The sequence below is a fragment of the Pseudodesulfovibrio cashew genome, assembly GCF_009762795.1.
In the GTDB taxonomy this organism is placed as follows: domain Bacteria; phylum Desulfobacterota; class Desulfovibrionia; order Desulfovibrionales; family Desulfovibrionaceae; genus Pseudodesulfovibrio; species Pseudodesulfovibrio cashew.
The window spans coordinates 2,862,077-2,881,365 of record NZ_CP046400.1; the positions used below are offsets into that span (position 1 = coordinate 2,862,077).

Below are 19,289 nucleotides of genomic sequence, written 5' to 3' on the forward strand. Positions count from 1 at the left end.
AGTAGTGCGTATAAACCCGAGTTCCAAACGAAATCAATGACAGGAGAGCGTCATGAAAAACGATATTCATCCCAAGACTTACAAGGCCAAAATTCGTTGTCACTGCGGCTACGAGGCCGAACTGCTGTCCACCAAGGGCGAAGAGATCGAGGTCGAAATCTGCTCCAATTGCCATCCGTTCTACACTGGCAAGCAGCGTTTCGTGGACACCGCCGGCCGTATCGATCGTTTCCGCAAAAAGTACGCCGCGTTCGACAAGAACAAAGCTGCAAAGTAACTGTTTTTCACGGCGGAAGCCGCGACTGTATGCCTTCGTTGGGGTCGTGTACCCTTCGAAGGCATATTGTTTTGTCCGGCGGACTTTACAACCGGGAGAGAATCCTTGATTCTTGTCCCGGTTGAGCATCGTGCAGCGACGGGAAGCACGGTGCCTTAAATCGCGCAACACCATCTGTTTCCGGAGGGTAACCGATTGCATCTGCGAGGACTATTCGCCTTGGCGGCTCCCCAGGCCGTGGGAGGGCAGGCCGTAATCGAAGGCGTGATGATGCGCGCCAAGGACAATCTTGCCATCGCCATCCGCAAGTCGGACGGTGAAATCATCACCGAGGTTCGTCCCTGGTTTTCCCTTGCTGTGCATCCCTGGCTCAAGAAGCCTTTCCTGCGCGGTTTTCCTGTGCTGATGGAAACCATGGTCAACGGTATCAAGGCCCTCAATTTTTCAGCCATACAGGCCGCCGATGACGATGAGGAAGAGGGCGAACTGACCAGTTGGCACCTCATCCTGACTATGGTCCTCGCCCTCGGTGCAGCCCTCGGGCTGTTCGTGGTCCTGCCGCACTTCCTGTCCGTGGGCATGGAGTTTCTCGGTCTTGCCGGCGATGTGGATTCCCTGAGTTTTCACCTCTGGGACGGCATTATCAAAATGATCGTCTTCGTGGGGTACATTCTCGCCATTTCCCTCATCCCGGATATCAAGCGGGTCTTCCAGTATCACGGGGCCGAGCATAAGGTTATCTGGACCTGGGAGGATGGACGCGAACTTTCTCCGTCTGCGACCCATTTTTACAGCCGCCTGCATCCGCGCTGCGGAACCGCCTTTCTCCTGTTCGTTCTGGCGATCTCCATACTGCTTTACGCCATCCTGGTGCCGTATCTGCTCCTGGTTTATTCTCCCGAACATTTTGTCGTGAAACACCTGTACATCGTAGGCCTGAAGCTGTTTCTCATGATTCCGGTCTCCAATATCGCCTATGAGGTCATCAAGTTCGCCGGGAAGCACAGCAAGAGCATCTTGTGCAAGATTCTCTGCTGGCCGGGCCTGATGATGCAGATCCTGACCACCAAGGAACCGGACGACAGTCAAATCGAAGTGGCCATTGCCGCCTTGCAGTGCGCCGTTAACGCCGAGGAGTGCTAGAGATGTTTGGCAAGCTTGAAGAAATCGAGACAAAGTTCGTGGACCTGGAAAAGGAGCTCGCCGAGCCCGAAATTTTCAACGACCAGGACCGATACAAGAAGGTCTCCAAGGCGCATGCCGATCTCGGTGATATCGTCAAGGTGTTCCGCGAGTACAAGCTGGTATCGCAGGATATCGAGGACAACAGGGAACTCCTGCACGACTCCGATCCGGATATTCAGGAGATGGCGAAAGCCGAGATAGAGGAATTGGAGCCCCAACTGCCCGAGTTGGAGGACAAGCTCAAGATCCTGTTGCTGCCTAAGGATCCCATGGATGAGAAGAACATCATCCTGGAAATTCGTGCGGGCACCGGTGGGGACGAGGCGGCCCTTTTCGCATCTGACCTCTACCGTATGTATTCCCGATACGCCGAGGCGAATCGCTGGAAAGTCGAGGAGATGAGCTCCAACACCACTGGGTCGGGCGGACTCAAGGAAGTCATTGCCTCCATTTCCGGTGAAAAGGTCTATTCCAAGCTCAAATACGAGTCCGGCACCCATCGCGTGCAGCGTGTGCCTGCCACCGAGTCCCAGGGACGCATCCACACCTCGGCCGTCACTGTGGCGATCATGCCCGAGGCGGAAGAGGTCGATGTGGATATCCGCAACGAGGATCTGCGCGTGGACGTGTTCCGTGCTTCCGGTCCCGGTGGTCAGTCGGTCAACACCACTGACTCGGCAATCCGCATTACCCACGTTCCCACCGGCCTGGTTGTCATCTGCCAGGATGAGAAGTCCCAGCACAAGAACAAGGCCAAGGCCATGAAAGTGCTGCGTTCCCGCCTGCTCCAACTCGAACAGGAAAAGGCCAAGGCCGAGGAAGACGCCGCCCGCCGCAGCCAGGTCGGGTCCGGTGACCGCTCCGAGCGCATCCGCACTTACAACTTCCCTCAGGGCCGCGTGTCCGACCATCGCATCAACCTGACCCTGCACTCCCTGGCGAAGGTGATGGAAGGAGAGTTGGAAGAGCTGACCGACGCCCTCATCAGCCACTTCCAGGCCGAGGCCATGAAGCGGCAGGGCGAGTAGCTCTTCGGGGACCGAGCATGGGTTCCACCATCCTTTCTTTGCTCAAGGAAAGCGAGTCTCGCCTGCTGGCGGTCGATTCGCCGCGTCTGAGCGCCGAGGTGCTTGTGGCCGAAGTGTTGGGCTGCTCAAGGCTTACGCTTGTGGGCGATCGCGAGCGAGAGGTGGACGACCGGGACTTGGAGCGAATCCGCGAACTGGTGGGCCGCCGTGCGACGGGCGAGCCCCTCGCCTATATCCTTGGCCGCAAGGAGTTTTACGGGCTGGATTTTATGGTCACTCCCGATACGCTTATCCCGCGCCCGGAGACCGAACACATTATCGAGGCCGTCGAGGAACATTTCCCCCGAGATTCCCGTTTTCGGTTTGCTGACCTGGGAACTGGCAGCGGTATCCTGGCAGTGACCCTGGCCCATCTTTTCACTGGTTCCAAAGGCGTTGCCGTGGACCTGAGTCCAGGTGCCCTGAATGTGGCTGAAAAGAACGCTCTGGCCCACGGGGTGGCTGATCGGGTTGAGTTTCGCCTGGGAGATTTCACCGAACGGTTGTTTCCTGACGATTCGCTGGATCTTATTGTTTCCAATCCTCCCTATGTGCCTCAGCAGGAGTTCGACGAGGCCAGCCGCGAGGTCGTTGACTTTGAGCCTGTCACTGCTCTTGTCAGTGGGGCGGACGGACTGGACCACATCCGCGCCATGCTGCCTCGTGTTACGGACGCGTTAAAAACCGGGGGGCTATTCATGATGGAAATCGGATACCGTCAGGCAGAGGGTGTTGTGAGAATAATTACTGACTACTTGTCGGAATACAAGGAGATTCAGGTCCTCAAGGACCTTGCGGAGCACGACCGGATCGTGTTGCTGCGGAAATAATAATCTCAAAAAAGCAACACCGGCCAACGAATGTTGTTGTAAAAATACAAGAAGTTGCCAAAAAACAACATAAGTCTAGACAATTTTCAGATAGATAAATCAAGCTAAATCAGTATGTTAAGCTTAAATCAACGGTTGGCATAATCCTTGCTTAGTTAAACATGATTTTCAATCGGAGGATTAATGCTACAAAGAACCATACATAAAACAGTGCGTTGCACGGGGATCGGTCTGCACAGCGGTAAGCAGGTGGAGTTGGTCCTTCGTCCGGCCGCTGAGGATACCGGCATCCTTTTTTCTCTGAAGAATGGCTCCGGTTCCACCTTCCTCACTCCCGCCCCGTCTCTGGTCGTCGAGACCGGTCTGGCCACCGTCTTGGGGGACGGGCGCGAGACCGTCGCTACGGTTGAGCATCTGCTCGCCACTGTCTCCGGCATGGGTATCGACAATATCCACATAGAGGTGACGGGCCGGGAACTCCCGATCATGGACGGCAGCGCCGCTTCCTTCGTCTATCTGCTCAAGCAGGCTGGCGTCCGCAAGCAGTCCAGGAGCCGCCGTGTTCTGGCCGTAAAGAAGAACGTGGAGTTTGAGCAGGACGGCAAGTTCATCAAGGCCCGTCCTTACGACGGCTTCCTGGTGGACTATACCATCGAGTTTGCTCACCCGCTGATCGGCACTCAGCAGATGCGGTTGGAAATCACTCCAGAGAATTTCAGCTCCGAGATCGCCAAGGCGCGTACTTTTGGTTTCCTCAAGGAAGTCGATTACCTGCACGCAAACGGTTTGGCCTTGGGCGGTTCCCTTGATAACGCCATAGTGCTCGATGAGTACGGTGTGCTCAACGCCGAGGGGCTGCGCTTCAAGGATGAGTTTGTACGCCACAAGCTGCTTGACTTCGTCGGTGACATGGCCGTTATCGGTGCTCCGCTTCAGGGCCGCTTCGAGGTTTTCGCTTCGGGGCATGCCATGAATAACGCCTTCCTGCGTCACCTGGACGAGAATCGTGACCTCTACCTGGAGTCCAAGATCTTGGGCGGCAGCGAGGCCATGGAAGCTGTTCCCGGAGACGTTCTGGAGCCCGTGGCTGTCACCGCCTAGACTATCCTTTCCGCAAATGACAAAGCCCGTCTTCGGACGGGCTTTTTTATTGGCTTTCATTGCAATTGAGATGTCCTTTTCGGGACACCTGCATTTGATGGCTATCCTTGTCCGAACATGCGTTCCGCGATAAGGCCGCCGTGGTTGCGCCTAGGCAGATGGGATACTCCCAAGCACTCCAGTCCGCCGGTGAAGCCGGATCGATCCCTTGAGGACAGGTAACGCTTGAGCGCTTCGCTTCTGGCCGGGTGTTGGAGGCGCACTTTGTAGGCCATGTCCGGAGGTCTGGAAATGAATTCCACCCTGACCATGCCGAAGCCTGTCAATTCGAATTCGTAAGTGGGTTGGACGAGTTGGCTTGAACTTTTCTGTCTGGGCACAAAGGCGACGTGGCGTCGCGCCGACGGGATAAGCCACGGCAGATAGTGAAAACGGCCGTCTGCTCGGTCGAGCACGCTGTTGATGGCCTCAAGGCAGCGAGTGGCATCGAGGAGGGCTGGCAGCAGGGCGGCATCTTCCCGTGCGCAGTAGAGAAATGCTTCGAGGCGATCCTGAATGCGGTCTTCGGAAAGAGCCCCATAGTGTTTGCGTAGGCGGTTTTCAAAGAGGGTGCGCGCCGTGTCGAAGTGGCCTGCAAGATTCAGGGCGCTGATTCCGGCGCTGGATGGCTCGAAGATGGCCTTGAGTATGATCTCGGGTTCCAACTGCCGGATAAGGAAGGTGAGTGTACCGCCTTCGGAGGGGGAAAAGGGTAACTGTGCAAGGAGCTTGTGTCCCTCGATATCCACCCAGGCCAGTTCCGGCGAGACGCGCTTAACCAGGGTACCTCGCACCTTCTGACCTTTCTTTCGCCCCTTTTTGAAAGAATCGGACCGGTCGTTGCCGCCACCGGAGCCGAAAAAATGGGAACCGGAATCGCGAATGCGCATTGTGCCCCCCTATGCCTGGTCGATAATCAGTTCCACTTCTTCGATGCTTAGTCCGGTGGCCTTTGCCATGGCGGTAGTTGATTTGCCGGCCCTGTGGCCGTTGAGGATAATTTCTCGCATGAATTGGGGAGATTTGCAGTAGTCATTGGCCAAATCGACGAGCTTCTTGAGCTCTACGGATTTCTTTTCCAGATCTTCATTCAGGGTGACCAGACCTGCCTGCCGTTGTTCGAAGGTGGCGACCAGTTCATTTTCGAGTTGCGTGTTGAACTGGAGGCGTTTGATGAATTCCTCCTGCTTGAGCTGGAGAGCGGTGAGCAGAGATTCCGATTTTCGCAGGCGCAGGAAGAAGAGGATTACCACGCACAGGAGAACGATTTCGCTTACGGTGAACAGGAGCAGAAGCAGGTTGGACATGGGAAGACTCGGGGGTTGAAATCAGATTTTGACGTTGACGATATTGCCGGACCACGGCGAGGGGTTGGGAGAATCGGACTTGGTATCCTCGTCGGATTCCTTTTCCTTTCGCTCCCTTTCCGGAGCTGCCTGTTGTTGGTGCTGTCCTCCGTCGCGATCCACCGGAGTGGTGCGTTCCTTCTTGTCCACCTGTTGGACCTTGCCCTGATCCTGGCGGACCTGTTCCCTGAGTAGCGGGCCGAACAACTGCTGCTGCGCTTCGGGGCTGGCCTTGTCCGCATGCACGATTTTCGCAACGTAATGCATTTGCGAAATGAGGACCGGAAGATCCAGTGGTGTCGAACTCATGGCCTACCTCACTAGGTATTGTTCGAAGAGCAGCGTGTCGAACTGGCCGAATCCCATGTACTGGTTGATGATGGCCAGCAGCTCCTTCTTGAGCTTCTCACTATTCTTCTCATCGGACAAAAACTGTAAATCCTTATTCTTCAGGTAGTAGTACAACGCATTGCGGACGGTGTATGTTTCTTGCTTGAACTGCCGTGCCAGCCCTTCTTCCGTGGTGCTGATAACAATTCGGACCTGAAGAAAGCGAATCTTGTCTTCGTTGTCGCGTTGCTCGATGAGAAAAGGATCGAGTCGGATGAGTATCCGAGGAATTTCGACTTCCTCGGGTTCTTGTGGCGTCTCCTGGACAGTTTCCTCGACGGGCTCGGGAGGAGGCGGGGGAGGTTCTTCGGGGTCGCGTGCGAGCAGGAATATGATGACGGCTACGAGAACCAGAATGATGCCGATGAAGATCAGGACCATCTTGTTGGTGAGCAGATTCTTGAGGGAAAGCTTGGGTTTCTCCTCTTCCTCCTCACCTGGGAAGGGAGTCTCTTCCTCTATGACGACCTCTTCTTCCTCTTCGTCTTCGTCCTCCAGAAAAGGAGCGTCGTCGAGGTCAAGGTCGACTTTTTGCGTGGCCCTGCTAGCTTCGCTGTCGTCAAGCTGGGCTTTTGGCTGCCCGGACTCTTCGGAGGACAGACCTTCGGTCAGATCATCTGAATCGTCCGGGACAAGCAAGACCATGGCGTTTGCCTAACGGGCCGCTGCGCTAGGCGAAGATTTTTTCGATCTTCTGGCCCAATGTTTCCGGGGTGAACGGCTTGACGATGTAATTGGACACTTTGGCTTGGACAGCCTCGATGATATTCTCCTGCTGTGCTTCGGCAGTGACCATCAGGAAGGGGATGTCGGCGTATTCCTCGCTGGCGCGCACTTTGCGCAGCAGATCGATACCCGACATGGTGGGCATGTTCCAGTCGGAAACGATGAAGTCGATGTTGTCCTTATTCAGAATTTCCCATGCGGTGGAACCGTCATCAGCCTCAACGATGTTGTTGAAGCCGAGCTGACGAAGGATGTTCTTCACGATCTTGCGCATGGTGGAGAAGTCGTCCACCACCAGAACACGCATGCCGGTATCATATGCCATGGGATACTCCTTTGACTTATTACTCGCTTTCGTAGCGAGCTCTGAATGTTTTTCTCAGTTTTATCAGGGCCTGGGAGTGAAGCTGGGAAACACGGCCTTCGGTAATGTCCATGACCTCGGCTGTTTCCTTCATGTTCAACTCCTCCCCGTAGTATAGAGATATGACCAATTTTTCTCTTGGCGTCAATTCCTCAATGAGATTGGCTACTTTGTCAACTATTTCCTGAAATGCGGTGGACTGGAAAGGCTCGTCTTCGGTCATATTTTTTCGGCCGATGACGTTTTCATGGAAGCTGTCCAGGCTGAGGCACATCTGGTTGTGCAGCGCCTCCAGTCCCTGTTGGACCTCTTTCTCAGACATTCCGGTGTGTTCCTGAAGTTGCTCAGGGGTCGCGGGGGCACCAGTCTCATGTTCGATATGACGCTGGGCGTCTTCCAGAACCTTTACTTTCTGTCTGAGTCCACGTGAGAACCAGTCCATGCGTCTGAGTTCATCGAGCATGGCCCCCTTGATCCGGTTCTCGGAGTATGTCTCGAACTTGATGCCGAGGCCGGGATTGAACTTCCCCAGGGCATCAAGCAGGCCCAGGCTGCCCGCGCTGATCAACTCGTTGAGTTCGACCGAATGGGGCAGCTTGGCCTTGAGGCGCAGGGCGAGGATGCGGATTTTAGGCGCGTAGAAGCGGACGATGTCCTCACGGTCCCGTGGAGAGAAATCGTCCCAGCTTTTGGCGCCTGCTTCCAGCTCACGCCACGGATCGTTCTTGGAAGAGGAGCTTCTTCCAGAAGAATTTAATATTGCCATCGGTGCTCGGGGTTACTTTCCATGCATCCAGTTTCTTGGCGGCCTGCCTGACCGCCACACTCGCCGGGGACTTGGGAAATTTGTGGCAGAACGGCACCTGCGCGATGACCGATTTGCGCACGTTGGTGTCATAGGGAACACAGCCGACCAGGTCCAGGGAAATGCCATCAAGGAAGTGGTCACAGGCGTTGAGCAGCTTGAGATAGACTTCCCGGGCTGTTTTCTGGTCCTTGACCATGTTCACCAGCACGCGGAATCGTTCCACGCCGTGTTGCAGCTTGAGGACCTTGATCAGTGCATAGGCGTCGGTGAGCGATGTGGGTTCCGGTGTAATGACCAGCAGTCGTTCCTGCACGGCCAGGTTGAAGTAGAGCACGTTGTCGTTGATGCCCGCGCCCGTGTCAACGATGAGGTAGTCCACCTGGTCTTCCAGGGTGTCCATGGCATCCAGGAGATCTATCTTCTGTCCCTTGTCCAGGTCGACCATGTCGGACACGCCCGAGGACGCCGGAAGGATGCGGAATCCATACGGGGTATCGAAGAGGATCTTGTCCAGGGTCACATCCTCGTGGAAGAGGTGGAACAGGTTGTACTCCGGCGCCAGGCCGAGGATGACGTCCACATTGGCCAGCCCAAGGTCGGCGTCCAGGAGGACGACGTTCTTCCCAGCCATGCTCAGGGTATAGGCCAAGTTGACGGACATGTTGGTCTTGCCGACGCCGCCCTTGCCGGACGTCACGGAGAGAACCATCGGAAGATTCGAAGTCATGGCGTCAGTCTATCTCCTTAAGGTTGAATGTCGCCGTTGGGCAGCTTGCGCATGAACAGCAGGCGCCAGATCTTTTCATGTGTGGCCGGTACGATGCTGTTCTTGAGCCCGGGACCGTACGACAGGGCGGAAACCGGCAGCCCGCTGGCGAACGCCATGTTCAATATTGCACCGAATGTACAGGCTTCGTCCAGTTTCGTCCAGATAACGCTTGCAAGTTGTTCACTTTTGTACTTCTCGATGAATCGGCCCAGTTGGCGCTGCGAGTAGTAGGGGTTCAGGACCAGGTGAATATCCATGTCCCGGCACTCCGACATGCCGTACAATTGTGTCCATTCCTTGAGCGAGGTCTTGCCCGGAAGGCCCGGCAGGTCGAGAAAAATGACGTCGAACTGGGCGGCTTCCTTTTGCAGGAGATCGAAATCGTCGCGGGTGATGATTTCCCGAAAGGCGAGGCCGGAAAGCTCGGCATAGTGCTTGAGGACGAGGCGTCCCTTGCCTCTGCCGCCGTCGGCAGTTGCCAGACAGATACGCGCCTTGGGGTTGGCCTTCTTCTCCCGGAGAGCGAGTCGGACCAGACTGGTGGTTTTGCCCGCGCCGCCGGGACCGGCAAAAGCGTGAAATTTTGACGGTCGGTCTTCCAGCATGGAGCGTGCCTCGACCATGTCGTCAAGAACAGGAACAATGGAGCGGGTGCCGTCGTCTCGCAGTTCGCAATAGATTTTGGCCAGGACCTTTTCGTCCACATCTTCGCGCTCAAGGTACTCCAGGGCCAGCTTCTGCTTGGGGGAGAGGGTGTTCAGGTCCATCTGCGGCTTCATGAGTTGAAGCAACTGGTTCCTGATCTGGCTCCATTCGCGTTGCCAGCCGACGCTTTCCTGAAGGGCGTCGTCGATAACCCCGTCCCTGGATCGGGCGGGAGCGGTACGGGCCGGGGTGGAGTCGACTGCGGCCACGATTTCGCAGCACTTGCAGCCGTCTTCGGTTACGGTCTTGTTGGACAGGATGACGGCGTCCTCACCGAGATCAGCCTTGACTTTGGCGAACGCCGCTGTGGAGGTTGCGGCCCGAAACGTCTTCATTCTCATGGTCTGGTCCTACAATTGAACGGTTGCTGCCGATTGGATCTTGACGTCCGCAGGTATTTCAGCCTGCGAGATGACGGGCAGGGTCGGAATGAACCGGCCCAGGAGCTGCGAGAACTGGTTCCTGATCTGCGGAGTAACCAGGAGCACGGGCTGGCCGTCGGCGACCATGGCGTCCTCGGTGGAGCGGTTGATGGCCTGGATTATCTGCTGGGCCACACCGGGCTCCAGGGCGAGGTATCCACCCTGTTCCGCCGGGCGCATGGCCTGGTTGAGGATTTGGTCGATCTCCGGATTCAGGGTGATGATCGGGAGGGTGCCTTCCTCGCCGAGGTATGGCTTGACGATGGTGCGTCCCATCTTGGCCCTGACGAACTCGGTCAGCTGCTGCGGGTCCTGGGTGGCCGTGGCGTAGTCGGCCAGGGTTTCCACGATGGTCAGCAGGTCGCGTATGGAGACGTTCTCCTGAACCAGCGCCTGGAGCACCTTCTGGCAGCCGCCCAGGCTGAGCACGGACGGGACCAGGCTTTCCACGGCCTTGGGAGCCCGCTTGGCGAGGTTGTCGAGCAGTTCCTGGGTTTCCTGGCGTCCGAGGAATTCGTGCAGGTTGCGACGGAAGACCTCGGTGAGGTGGGTGGCGATAACCGTGGACGGATCGACCACGGTGTAGCCCGCCAGCATGGCCTCTTCCTTCTGGGCCTCCGGGATCCAGACTGCCGGAAGGTTGAAGGCCGGTTCCACGGTCTCCACGCCTTCGATTCTTTGCTTGGCGTCGCCCGGGTCCATAGCCAGGTAATGGTCGATGAGCAGTTCGGCCTGGGCCACGGGGTTGCCCTTGATGACCACCCGGTATTCGCCCGGCTTGAGCTGCAGGTTGTCCCGAAGGTGCAGGGAGGGGATGACCACGCCCATGTCCAGGGCGAACTGGCGTCGGATGGAGCGGATTCTGGAGAGCAGGTTGCCGCTCTGTTCCTCGTCCACCAGAGGAATGAGGCCATAGCCAACTTCCAGTTCCAGTTGGTCGAGGGGTAGCAGGGCCTGAACTTCTTCCGGGGTATCCAATGTCGTCGCGTCGGCGGCGGCGTCCTTGTCCTCTTCCGCCGGTTCGAATTGCTTGAAGTGCTGGGCCGAAAGGTGGCTGACTCCGTAAACGATGCAGGCCAGCAACAGGAACGGCAGGGTGGGCATACCCGGCACTATGGCGAAAATGAGCAGGATGCCGGAGACCAGCTTGAGGGCGCGGTGGTGGAAGGAAAGCTGTCCGATGAATTCCTCGCCCATCTTGGCTTCCGCTGCGGCGCGAGAAACGATGATACCCGCAGAAGTGGAGATAATCAGGGAGGGGATGGTGGCCACCAGGCCGTCACCGATGGTCAGCAGTGTATAGGTCTGGGCTGCGTCCATCCAGTTCATGTCTTTCTGGATGACGCCGATGAGAAAGCCGCCGATGATATTGATGCAGGTGATCATGAAGCCGGCGTTGACGTCTCCCGAGACGAACTTGCCGGCACCGTCCATGGCTCCGTAGAAGTCTGCCTCGCGGCGCATGTGTTCACGCTTTTCATTGGCCTCTGTCTCATCGATAAGCCCGGCGTTGAGGTCTGCCTCGACCGCCATCTGCTTGCCGGGCATGGCGTCCAATGTGAAGCGAGCCGCGACCTCGGCGATACGGGTGGTGCCCTGGACGATAACCTTCTTGTTGAGCAGGAACAGGATCATGAAGATGACGATGCCGATGACATAGTTGCCGCCGACAACGAACTCTCCGAAACTCTGAATGACGGACCCCGCAGCGTCCGTGCCTTCGTCGCCGTGCAGGAGGATGGCTCGAGTGGTGGCCACGTTCAAGGCCAAACGGAGCAGGGTGGTGACCAGGAGCAGAGTGGGAAAGATGGAGAACTCCAGCGGAGACGTCATGAACATGGAGGTGACCAGCACGACCAGCCCGAGTGAAATGGACACGGTAAGCATGAAATCGATGAAGAACGTGGGCAGCGGGATGAGCATCACGAAGAGGATGACCACCACGCCGCCAGCGAGCAGGAAATCTCCCTGCTTGGCGAATTTACCGTAATCTATCTTGGGAGCCAGTGGTGTGCTGGGCGTTTGAGACATGTTTTTGACACCTCGTGGGCACGGTTTTCAGCGTTGGCCGGAGGTGCGTTATTGTTTCGTAACTCTTAGCGATTTTTGAACTTATCCAGTTTCGCCAAGATGGCCGCCACGGCCTGGAACAATTCCTCCGGGATGGTTTCCCCGATTTCCACCTGTTTATACAAAGCCCGTGCCAAGGGAGGGTTGGCTTCAATGGGTATGTCGTTCTCTTTCGCAACCTCTTTGATGCGCTCGGCGATGCGGTTGACGCCTTTGGCAAGAACCAGTGGCGCGGGCGCGACCAGGGCGTCGTATTGCAGAGCTACCGCATAGTGGGTCGGGTTGGTAACGACCACGTCCGCCTTGGGGATGTCCTGGAACATGCGGCTGGTCATCATCTGCATCATTTTCTGTTTCTGGCGGTTCTTGACCTGCGGGTCGCCCTCAGCCTGTTTTCGTTCATCCTTGACCTCGTCCTTGCTCATTTTCATCTCTTCCTCGTAGTTCCAGCGGGCGTACCAGAGGTCGGCGACGGCGATGATCATCATGGGGATGAGCGCGTAGTAGGCCATCTTGTAGCCGATGGTGAGCAGGTAGGCGGCTATGCCATGAACATTCCCGTAGAAAAGCGGCAGCAGGTTGGGCATCTCCTGTTTGATGACGATGTAGGGTGCGATGCCAACGGCCAGAGCCTGAAGAATGCTTTTGCCCAACTTGATGAAGGACTGTGGGCTGATGAACAGTTTTTGGAGCGCGGCAGTGATGTTGAACAGCTTCCCAAACTTTGGCTTCATGGGTTTGGTGGTCCAGAGTTTGCCCACCTGAAGTCGCATGGTAGTGTAGGAGACGGCAAAGAGGACCAGGAGAAACGGGAGGACCAGGTACGTCATCTTTTGCAGGCCCCAGGTGAAGAGCGTGTAGGCAATGGACTTATCCATCTCGATGCTCAGCGCATCCTGAAAGGCCCATCGGAAGATTTCCGAGAATTGATCGTAGTAGAAGCCGATCATGAAGCGAAGTGTCAGAATGCCCGCCAGGAGGATGATGACCTTGGAAATTTCCTCGCTTTTGGGAACGTTGCCCTCTTCCCTCTGTTTCTTTCGCCGTTTCTCTGTGGCTTTTTCCGTTTTGCTCGGATCTTTCTGGGGCATACCGCTTCTCTTCCTAGAATGTATTCGGGCCAGCTGCCTGCATGACAGTGCGGAAAATCTCGCTGAGGAGCCCGATGAAGTCGCTTACGTAGTTGGCCATGATGGTGAACAGGAATCCCAGGAAAAAGAAGCCTACGGTGACCTTGATGGGGAAGCCCAGGACCAGGACGTGCATTTGCGGTGCGGCTCTGGCAATGAGCGCCAGGGAAAGATCCACCAGGAACAGGGCGGCCATGACTGGGGCCGCGATCTTGATGGCGAGGATGAACATCAGGTTGGAGAATTCCAGGATGTGTTTGGACAGCCCCGGGGTCAGGAGCAGTCCGCCGGGAGGAATGTACTTGAAGCTTATGCCTACGGCATTGAGAAGCTCCAGGTGTCCGTTGAGCACCAGAAAGGTGAGCATGGTGCACATGTAGAGGAAGTGAGCAGTGGCTGCGTTGGACGTACCGGTGATGGGGTCCACGACGTTGACCATTGAAAATCCCATCTGGAATCCGATTATCTGTCCGCCGAATTGGACCGCTCCAAAGAGGAATTGGACAAGCAGTCCGAGCATGAGGCCGAGGATGATTTCACCGAGAAGCATCAGGACGATTCCGGTGCCCGTGCCCGGGAACATGGTGCCCGGGAAGGATAGTTGCGGCCAGAGCGCGGCGGACAGGGCAAGAACCAAAGCGGCCTTGACTGTCTTGGGGATGGATTGGCCTCCGAAAAAAGGCAACAGGAAAAGGACGATGCTGACCCTGAAGAGTGTCAGCAGAAAGCTGAGGATGCTGTCTGGATTGAAACCGAATAAATCCATATCATCACCGTTGCAAAACCCGCACCACCCCAGCGCGCCCGGGGCTTGCCGTTTTGCGGGGCGAAAAACCTGCGCTTGTTGTCAAAGAAATAGCCCTCCCGGAATCAAGCGTTCCAAGAGGGCCGGTATTGATCATTGCTGATGAACGCTAGTTCAGAATGTAGCGCTTCGGGTTGACCGGAACTCCGTTGAGTCGGACCTCGTAGTGCAGGTGAGGACCGGTGGAGCGCCCCGTGCTGCCTACGTAGCCGATCAGCTCACCGCGGGTAACCACCTTGCCGCTTTTGACCGCGATACGGTGCAGGTGGGCGAAGCGAGTGGTCAGGCTGGCGTTGTGCTTCAGGCGGATGGACAGGCCGTAGGAGCCGTCGCGTCCGGTGAAACTGATCGTGCCGCGAGCCGGGGCGTAAATCGGTGTCCCCCTGGGGGCTGAGATGTCGATACCCTTGTGGAACTCGCGCTTGCCGGTGAACGGCGAGGTGCGCCAGGCGAAACCGGAAGTCACCCAACCGGAAGTAGGCCAGATGGACGGTGTTGCTTCCAGGATGTTCTGGTTATTACGCAGGGTGTGCATGATCTCCTGCTGCCGGACTTCTTCGAGGCGGGCCTCGACGTTCAGTTGGCGCAGGAATTCGTGCATCTTGCGGGCAAGGAGTTCCTGCCTGTAGAGGGGCAGGTAACCTTTGGAGAAATTTTCGTCGGTGGGGCCGCCCTTGGGTGCGGTAGCCTGTCCGCCGTCCTGATCGATGTTGATCATGACACGCAGTTTGGAGTCGAAATCCCTGATGCGGTCGAGGTTGCTCTGGAGGGTGGTGATTTTTTGGGAAAGGCTGAGGAGCTGCGTTTTTTGCTTCTGGACCGTCATCTCCGCCAGGTTGAGACCTTTTTCAACTCGGGCGTGCTGGGCGTATTTTTTCCACAGAATGACATTTCCTGCGGTGAGCCCGGCCATAAAGACAAAAAGCGTGGCTATGACCCATCCCCGAATTTGAAATTTCTTGCAGGAACCCTGTTTGTCCTTGAAGACAACTATATGATATTTTCTGAAAAGCATAGCCTTTGCAGTTGGTTATGGTCTAAGAAAAAAGACGGAAGCGCAGCTTGAAGTGAAATTAGTCTAGACTTTTTTACTTGTCAAGTCAACCTGTTGGCGGGTTATCGCGTTGAACACATTGTGTTTTATCCGTTTGTCCCCCTTCCACGCAAGGCGCAACCATTCATGTATATCGTCCCTTTTTGTGGAACCATTAGAGGGGCATGTGTTTTCCCATACGGGCAGTTCCCACTGGGCGGCTGCTTTTTTGACAGTGGCCTTGTCTAAAAGCATGGTCGGTCGAATGACCTGGAGCTCTCCGCCGAAAAAGGCGTCGTTGGCTTTTAGGCCATCTGCTCTGCCGTTCTGGAGAATGTTCATGAAGAACGTGACGACGTTGTCGTCTGCGTTATGGCCGAAGGCGAGGTGAGTCAAGTTGTACTCCCGACAGAGTTCAAAGAGCCGTTTCCTGCGCAGCATACTACAATAAAAACAGGGGGAGTTCTTGCGGTTTTCCTCGGTGTGAGCGCGCGGGCCATAGTCCGTCAGTTCTATGTGGGCGGAGATGCCGTGGTCGGCACACCAGTCCACGAGCGGGGCGTGAGAAGTCGGATCGAAGCCCGCGTTGACGTGCAGAGCCATCAGCTCTACGGGGAAGGGCATGATCGCCTTGCGGATGGTCAATACCTTGAGCATGAGGAAGGAGTCGACGCCGCCCGAGGCGGCCACTCCGATGCGGGCACCATGAGAGACCATGTCGGTCTTCTGCATGAGTTTGCCCGTTGCGGTCACGCATTTTTTTTGCGCGAAGGTCAGTTTGCCCCAGGAGGCCATGGTTTTTCTCCGTCCCGTTTTTCTGTTAGGTAGTTCAGGTCCGGTAGGGCAGATAGACGATTCCTGCTTGACTTGCAAGTGGGGTTGGGGCAGCTTTACAAGCTTCCGCGCCGTTCCGGCTGAATACAATTCGAAAATAATGCACGGTTTCCCCCCGGAGGGAAGGTGTCTTGAAAAAAATAGCTCTGTTCTTGACCCTCGTCTCGCTGGCCGCCATTGCCGCGGCGGGATGGTGGTACAACAACCTGACCCGAGAGGAATTCGACACGACGAGATGGTTATCGGATTCCTTCGAAAACGTGCAGTCAATTCGTGTGCGGGCAGGCAAAAACGATTTCACCCTTGAGGCTTCCGCCGATGGCTGGCAGGCTCGGATTCCGGGGGCGTCGGGGGCCATCGTCGCAAGGGCCATCCCCAAGAAGGTCCTGGGCTACCTGGTCAGGCTCTCCGAACTGGAGCCCCATCGCTCTATCGGCGGTTTCGACAGGGGCGGTCCGGAAGAATACGGCCTGGACGATCCTGACCTTCGCATCGACGTTACCTTTTCAAAGGCCGGGACAGTCCCGCTGTCTGTCAAGATGACTTCGGACGGTGGCGGTACCATCTTTGGTTGGAACTCGAGAAGCCCCGGGCTTGTTTACGAGTTCGGGAGTAAGGTCGTTGAGGAATTGGGCCAGACCGTCGACTCTTTTCTGGATACCTGGGTACTGAAGTTCGACGAGGAGAACGTAGCCAAGATCCAGCTGGTTCAACCTTTTGGTTCCAGTTGGTTGGTGGAAAAGCGCAAGGAAGGGTACTACTTCGCGTTGCCTGGCTATCTCAAGGACAAGCCCGCCTCGGATTCGGCGTTGAAGCTCTACGTTCATTCCCTCGCCCTGCTCAGGGCCGATCATTTGCTTATGGATCAGATGGAGACCGAAAATCGGATTCCCGCCCTGACCATTCGCATCTGGACAGGGAAGGACAAGGAGCCGTCCTCGGTGGAGTTCTTCACCATCGCCGATGCGCCTGAGGTCTATCTGGGCAAGTCGTCGTGGTTGACCGTTCCCTTCACACTGGACGCCCAGAGCGTGGGACTGCTGGTGAAGAGTGCCTTCGACGTGCAGGGAAGGACCGTGATCAAGCTTGATCTTGGAACCGTGGCTCGTCTGATAGTCGCGCACGGGGAAAACCATTATGCCGTGGAGCGGGGAGACACCGGCTGGCGACTGATGGACAGGAAAAAAGACCTGCCGGGCATTGACATGTTCCTGTGGCGATTTACTGAATTACAGTTTGAGGCTTTGCCTCTGAACAACCTTCCGGATACCGCCGTGAAGCTCATGTACTGCAAGTTGCAGGACAGGGACGGCGAGACACTGAAGGAACTGACGTTTTATGCCGACCCCAAGCTGCCTCAGGGGCAGTGTTGGATGAAGAACGGCGGCGGGATGTATTATCCCGTTTCAAGCAGGCTGCTCAAGGATCTGCAGGGCATGTTCCCCTCCGGCAAGACCGGGGCGGATTCCTAGCCTTGGATTATAGTTAAGGAGAATATCATGGCACGCATTACCGTTGAAGATTGTCTGGCAAAGGTCAGCAACCGTTTTCTCATCACGCAGATGGGTATCAAACGCGTCAAGCAGTACCGCGAAGGTTACGACCCCCTGGTCGAGTCCAAAAACAAGGAAGTGGTCAGCGCTCTGCGGGAAATTGCCGCAGGCAAGATCCTGCCTGAGGAACTCGTGGATGGTGCCGACGCCGACGTGAATTCCGGAGACGTTGACGAGTAGTCATGTCCAAGCGTGATTATTACGACGTTCTTGGCGTCTCCCGCGAGGCGTCCCAGGACGAGATCAAATCGGCATACCGCAAGCTCGCCTTCAAGTTTCATCCGGACCGGAATCAGGATGATCCCGATGCCGAGTCCAAGTTCAAGGAGGCCGCCGAGGCCTACGAGATCCTCGGCAACGCCGAGAAGCGGCAGACCTATGACCGGTTCGGCCATGAGGGCGTAAATGGCAACGGGTTCTCGGGCTTCTCCAGCAATGAGGACATCTTCGGTGCCTTCAGCGATATTTTCGGTGAGGTCTTCGGCTTCGCCGGAGCCGGGCGTGGCGGTGCGAATCGTCCCCGTCCCGGGGCTGATCTGCGCTACAACCTGGAAATTTCCTTCCGTGAGGCCGCCAAGGGCACGGAAGTGGACATCCAGATTCCGGTAGAACAGGTCTGTGATGCCTGTGACGGATCGGGTGCCGCTCCTGGAAGCAATCCCGAGACCTGCCCTCATTGTGGCGGCTCGGGCACTATGCAGCAGGCGCAGGGCTTTTTCCGCATCCAGGTCACCTGCCCCCATTGCCGGGGCGCCGGGAAGCTCATCAGCGACCCGTGCGACACCTGCATGGGCCGGGGCACGGTCATCAGGGACAAGGACCTCAAGGTCCGCATCCCCGCGGGCGTGGACAACAACTCCCGCCTCCGTCTCCGCGGCGAGGGCGAGAGTGGCTTTAACGGCGGTCCTCCCGGCGATTTGTACGTGGTCATCCGGGTGGAGCCCGACAAGGTCTTCGAGCGACAGGGCCAGAATCTGATCATCAGCCGTGAGATATCCTTCGTGGAAGCCGCTCTGGGGCATCGTCTGGAGGTTCCGAGTCTGGACGATCCGGTCAACCTCGACATCCCAAAGGGAACCCAGTCCGGTGAGATTTTCCGCCTGCGCGGCTTGGGCCTTCCGCACTTGGGCAGCGCCCATAGCGGCGACTTGCTGGTGGAGGTTCGGGTCAAGACGCCCACGCATCTCAACTCCAAGCAGGAAGAGCTCCTGCGCGAGTTTGCCGAGATAGAATCCAAGAAATTGAGCACCAAGGCCAAGGGCTTCTTCAAGAAGGCCAAAGACAAGGTCATGGGAGAGTAATATGTCCGACGGCTTTTCGCATATGGATGATGACGGCAACGCCCGCATGGTGGACGTCTCCGCCAAGAACGACACCGCGCGCACGGCGATTGTCCGTTGCGTGATCCGGCTCGCACCGGAGACCCTGCGTCTGCTCATGGAGAACGCGTTGCCCAAGGGTGACGTGCTGACCACGGCCAAGATTGCTGGTATTCAGGCTGCCAAGCGGACTGCGGACATGATCCCCATGTGTCATCCGCTGCCCATCAGCTACGTGGACGTTCGCTTCACCGTGGACGAAGGGGAGTCCACCATCTCCCTGGAGTGTGAGGTACGCACTACCTACAAGACCGGCGTGGAGATGGAGGCCCTGGTGGGTGCGCAGATCGCTGCGGCCACCATCTATGACATGTGCAAGGCGGTCCAGAAGGACATCGTCATCGACAACTGCCGTCTGGCTTTCAAGTCCGGCGGCAAGAGCGGGACATTCCAGGCTGAGTAGACCGCAAGCGACTATGATATAAAAAGCCGCAGTCCGAGGACTGCGGCTTTTTT

The 19,289-nt window shown here is 56.7% G+C and carries 22 protein-coding genes; 9 read left to right on the forward strand and 13 right to left on the reverse strand.

Features of this window, described 5'->3' with window-relative positions; translation table 11 throughout:
- The first annotated feature begins 52 nt into the window (after positions 1 to 52).
- The 5 genes from rpmE (at position 53) to lpxC (ending at position 4,460) form a co-directional block, all read left to right on the forward strand.
- Positions 53 to 277, forward strand: coding sequence for a 50S ribosomal protein L31 (gene rpmE / locus GM415_RS12965; protein WP_158948838.1), 225 nt, complete (start codon positions 53 to 55; stop codon positions 275 to 277).
- Between the two features lie 195 nt (positions 278 to 472).
- Complete coding sequence (locus GM415_RS12970; RefSeq protein ID WP_199244297.1) at positions 473 to 1,420, forward strand: DUF1385 domain-containing protein; 948 nt, start codon at positions 473 to 475, stop codon at positions 1,418 to 1,420.
- A gap of 2 nt (positions 1,421 to 1,422) precedes the next feature.
- Positions 1,423 to 2,490, forward strand: a complete 1,068-nt coding sequence (gene prfA, locus GM415_RS12975; protein WP_158948840.1) for a peptide chain release factor 1 — start codon at positions 1,423 to 1,425, stop codon at positions 2,488 to 2,490.
- Between the two features lie 17 nt (positions 2,491 to 2,507).
- Positions 2,508 to 3,359 carry a peptide chain release factor N(5)-glutamine methyltransferase gene (prmC, locus tag GM415_RS12980; RefSeq protein WP_158948842.1) on the forward strand — a complete coding sequence of 284 codons (852 nt, stop codon included), beginning with the start codon at positions 2,508 to 2,510 and terminating at the stop codon, positions 3,357 to 3,359.
- Positions 3,360 to 3,542: 183 nt separating this feature from the next.
- On the forward strand, positions 3,543 to 4,460 hold the full coding sequence (gene lpxC, locus GM415_RS12985; RefSeq protein WP_158948844.1) for a UDP-3-O-acyl-N-acetylglucosamine deacetylase: 918 nt from the start codon (positions 3,543 to 3,545) through the stop codon (positions 4,458 to 4,460).
- Between the two features lie 101 nt (positions 4,461 to 4,561).
- Here lpxC and GM415_RS12990 read toward each other — a convergent pair whose 3' ends face one another.
- The 13 genes from GM415_RS12990 to GM415_RS13050 all read right to left on the reverse strand — a co-directional run bounded on the left by GM415_RS12990 (position 4,562) and on the right by GM415_RS13050 (position 15,862).
- Positions 4,562 to 5,389, reverse strand: a complete 828-nt coding sequence (locus GM415_RS12990) for a hypothetical protein (protein WP_158948846.1) — start codon at positions 5,387 to 5,389, stop codon at positions 4,562 to 4,564.
- A 9-nt stretch (positions 5,390 to 5,398) separates the two neighbouring features.
- Complete coding sequence (locus tag GM415_RS12995) at positions 5,399 to 5,806, reverse strand: hypothetical protein (protein ID WP_158948848.1); 408 nt, start codon at positions 5,804 to 5,806, stop codon at positions 5,399 to 5,401.
- Positions 5,807 to 5,827: 21 nt separating this feature from the next.
- Entirely contained in the window at positions 5,828 to 6,154 is a 327-nt protein-coding gene (locus GM415_RS13000; RefSeq protein ID WP_158948850.1) for a hypothetical protein, read from the reverse strand.
- Positions 6,155 to 6,157: 3 nt separating this feature from the next.
- Positions 6,158 to 6,880 carry a flagellar basal body-associated FliL family protein gene (locus tag GM415_RS13005; RefSeq protein WP_158948852.1) on the reverse strand — a complete coding sequence of 241 codons (723 nt, stop codon included), beginning with the start codon at positions 6,878 to 6,880 and terminating at the stop codon, positions 6,158 to 6,160.
- Positions 6,881 to 6,905: 25 nt separating this feature from the next.
- Positions 6,906 to 7,286, reverse strand: a complete 381-nt coding sequence (locus tag GM415_RS13010; RefSeq protein ID WP_158948854.1) for a chemotaxis response regulator CheY — start codon at positions 7,284 to 7,286, stop codon at positions 6,906 to 6,908.
- Between the two features lie 19 nt (positions 7,287 to 7,305).
- Entirely contained in the window at positions 7,306 to 8,091 is a 786-nt protein-coding gene (locus GM415_RS13015) for a FliA/WhiG family RNA polymerase sigma factor (RefSeq protein WP_158948856.1), read from the reverse strand.
- On the reverse strand, positions 8,033 to 8,860 hold the full coding sequence (locus GM415_RS13020) for a MinD/ParA family protein (protein WP_158948858.1): 828 nt from the start codon (positions 8,858 to 8,860) through the stop codon (positions 8,033 to 8,035). The genes GM415_RS13015 and GM415_RS13020 overlap by 59 nt, the downstream gene beginning before the upstream one ends.
- A 17-nt stretch (positions 8,861 to 8,877) precedes the next feature.
- The gene (locus GM415_RS13025) at positions 8,878 to 9,948 is read right to left on the reverse strand and encodes a flagellar biosynthesis protein FlhF (protein WP_158948860.1); all 1,071 of its coding nucleotides are present in this window, start codon (positions 9,946 to 9,948) and stop codon (positions 8,878 to 8,880) included.
- Between the two features lie 9 nt (positions 9,949 to 9,957).
- The gene (flhA, locus tag GM415_RS13030) at positions 9,958 to 12,060 is read right to left on the reverse strand and encodes a flagellar biosynthesis protein FlhA (protein WP_158948862.1); all 2,103 of its coding nucleotides are present in this window, start codon (positions 12,058 to 12,060) and stop codon (positions 9,958 to 9,960) included.
- Positions 12,061 to 12,125: 65 nt separating this feature from the next.
- Entirely contained in the window at positions 12,126 to 13,190 is a 1,065-nt protein-coding gene (flhB, locus tag GM415_RS13035) for a flagellar biosynthesis protein FlhB (protein WP_158948864.1), read from the reverse strand.
- A 13-nt stretch (positions 13,191 to 13,203) separates the two neighbouring features.
- Positions 13,204 to 13,995, reverse strand: coding sequence for a flagellar biosynthetic protein FliR (gene fliR / locus GM415_RS13040; RefSeq protein WP_158948866.1), 792 nt, complete (start codon positions 13,993 to 13,995; stop codon positions 13,204 to 13,206).
- Between the two features lie 148 nt (positions 13,996 to 14,143).
- Positions 14,144 to 15,049, reverse strand: coding sequence for a M23 family metallopeptidase (locus GM415_RS13045; protein WP_158948868.1), 906 nt, complete (start codon positions 15,047 to 15,049; stop codon positions 14,144 to 14,146).
- Between the two features lie 63 nt (positions 15,050 to 15,112).
- A complete protein-coding gene (locus GM415_RS13050; RefSeq protein ID WP_158948870.1) occupies positions 15,113 to 15,862 on the reverse strand; it encodes a tRNA lysidine(34) synthetase in 750 nt (249 codons plus the stop codon).
- Between the two features lie 170 nt (positions 15,863 to 16,032).
- On the opposite strand from GM415_RS13050, the gene GM415_RS13055 reads away from it, so the two are divergent.
- The 4 genes from GM415_RS13055 to moaC are packed head-to-tail and all read left to right on the forward strand — an operon-like array spanning position 16,033 to position 19,236.
- Positions 16,033 to 17,373, forward strand: a complete 1,341-nt coding sequence (locus GM415_RS13055) for a DUF4340 domain-containing protein (RefSeq protein ID WP_158948872.1) — start codon at positions 16,033 to 16,035, stop codon at positions 17,371 to 17,373.
- A gap of 27 nt (positions 17,374 to 17,400) precedes the next feature.
- Positions 17,401 to 17,634, forward strand: coding sequence for a DNA-directed RNA polymerase subunit omega (rpoZ, locus tag GM415_RS13060; RefSeq protein ID WP_158948874.1), 234 nt, complete (start codon positions 17,401 to 17,403; stop codon positions 17,632 to 17,634).
- A gap of 2 nt (positions 17,635 to 17,636) precedes the next feature.
- Positions 17,637 to 18,755, forward strand: a complete 1,119-nt coding sequence (dnaJ, locus tag GM415_RS13065; protein ID WP_158948876.1) for a molecular chaperone DnaJ — start codon at positions 17,637 to 17,639, stop codon at positions 18,753 to 18,755.
- Position 18,756: 1 nt separating this feature from the next.
- Positions 18,757 to 19,236, forward strand: a complete 480-nt coding sequence (gene moaC, locus GM415_RS13070; protein WP_158948878.1) for a cyclic pyranopterin monophosphate synthase MoaC — start codon at positions 18,757 to 18,759, stop codon at positions 19,234 to 19,236.
- Positions 19,237 to 19,289: the final 53 nt, after the last annotated feature.

Bases quoted from the DNA above. Each gene is read 5' to 3' on its own strand.
- rpmE (WP_158948838.1), top strand. From the start codon at position 53: ATGAAAAACGATATTCATCCCAAGACTTACAAGGCCAAAATTCGTTGT.
- prfA (WP_158948840.1), top strand. From the start codon at position 1,423: ATGTTTGGCAAGCTTGAAGAAATCGAGACAAAGTTCGTGGACCTGGAA.
- prmC (WP_158948842.1), top strand. From the start codon at position 2,508: ATGGGTTCCACCATCCTTTCTTTGCTCAAGGAAAGCGAGTCTCGCCTG.
- lpxC (WP_158948844.1), top strand. From the start codon at position 3,543: ATGCTACAAAGAACCATACATAAAACAGTGCGTTGCACGGGGATCGGT.
- GM415_RS12990 (WP_158948846.1), bottom strand. From the start codon at position 5,389: ATGCGCATTCGCGATTCCGGTTCCCATTTTTTCGGCTCCGGTGGCGGC.
- GM415_RS12995 (WP_158948848.1), bottom strand. From the start codon at position 5,806: ATGTCCAACCTGCTTCTGCTCCTGTTCACCGTAAGCGAAATCGTTCTC.
- GM415_RS13000 (WP_158948850.1), bottom strand. From the start codon at position 6,154: ATGAGTTCGACACCACTGGATCTTCCGGTCCTCATTTCGCAAATGCAT.
- GM415_RS13005 (WP_158948852.1), bottom strand. From the start codon at position 6,880: ATGGTCTTGCTTGTCCCGGACGATTCAGATGATCTGACCGAAGGTCTG.
- GM415_RS13010 (WP_158948854.1), bottom strand. From the start codon at position 7,286: ATGGCATATGATACCGGCATGCGTGTTCTGGTGGTGGACGACTTCTCC.
- GM415_RS13015 (WP_158948856.1), bottom strand. From the start codon at position 8,091: ATGGCAATATTAAATTCTTCTGGAAGAAGCTCCTCTTCCAAGAACGAT.
- GM415_RS13020 (WP_158948858.1), bottom strand. From the start codon at position 8,860: ATGACTTCGAATCTTCCGATGGTTCTCTCCGTGACGTCCGGCAAGGGC.
- GM415_RS13025 (WP_158948860.1), bottom strand. From the start codon at position 9,948: ATGAGAATGAAGACGTTTCGGGCCGCAACCTCCACAGCGGCGTTCGCC.
- flhA (WP_158948862.1), bottom strand. From the start codon at position 12,060: ATGTCTCAAACGCCCAGCACACCACTGGCTCCCAAGATAGATTACGGT.
- flhB (WP_158948864.1), bottom strand. From the start codon at position 13,190: ATGCCCCAGAAAGATCCGAGCAAAACGGAAAAAGCCACAGAGAAACGG.
- fliR (WP_158948866.1), bottom strand. From the start codon at position 13,995: ATGGATTTATTCGGTTTCAATCCAGACAGCATCCTCAGCTTTCTGCTG.
- GM415_RS13045 (WP_158948868.1), bottom strand. From the start codon at position 15,049: ATGCTTTTCAGAAAATATCATATAGTTGTCTTCAAGGACAAACAGGGT.
- GM415_RS13050 (WP_158948870.1), bottom strand. From the start codon at position 15,862: ATGGCCTCCTGGGGCAAACTGACCTTCGCGCAAAAAAAATGCGTGACC.
- rpoZ (WP_158948874.1), top strand. From the start codon at position 17,401: ATGGCACGCATTACCGTTGAAGATTGTCTGGCAAAGGTCAGCAACCGT.
- dnaJ (WP_158948876.1), top strand. From the start codon at position 17,637: ATGTCCAAGCGTGATTATTACGACGTTCTTGGCGTCTCCCGCGAGGCG.
- moaC (WP_158948878.1), top strand. From the start codon at position 18,757: ATGTCCGACGGCTTTTCGCATATGGATGATGACGGCAACGCCCGCATG.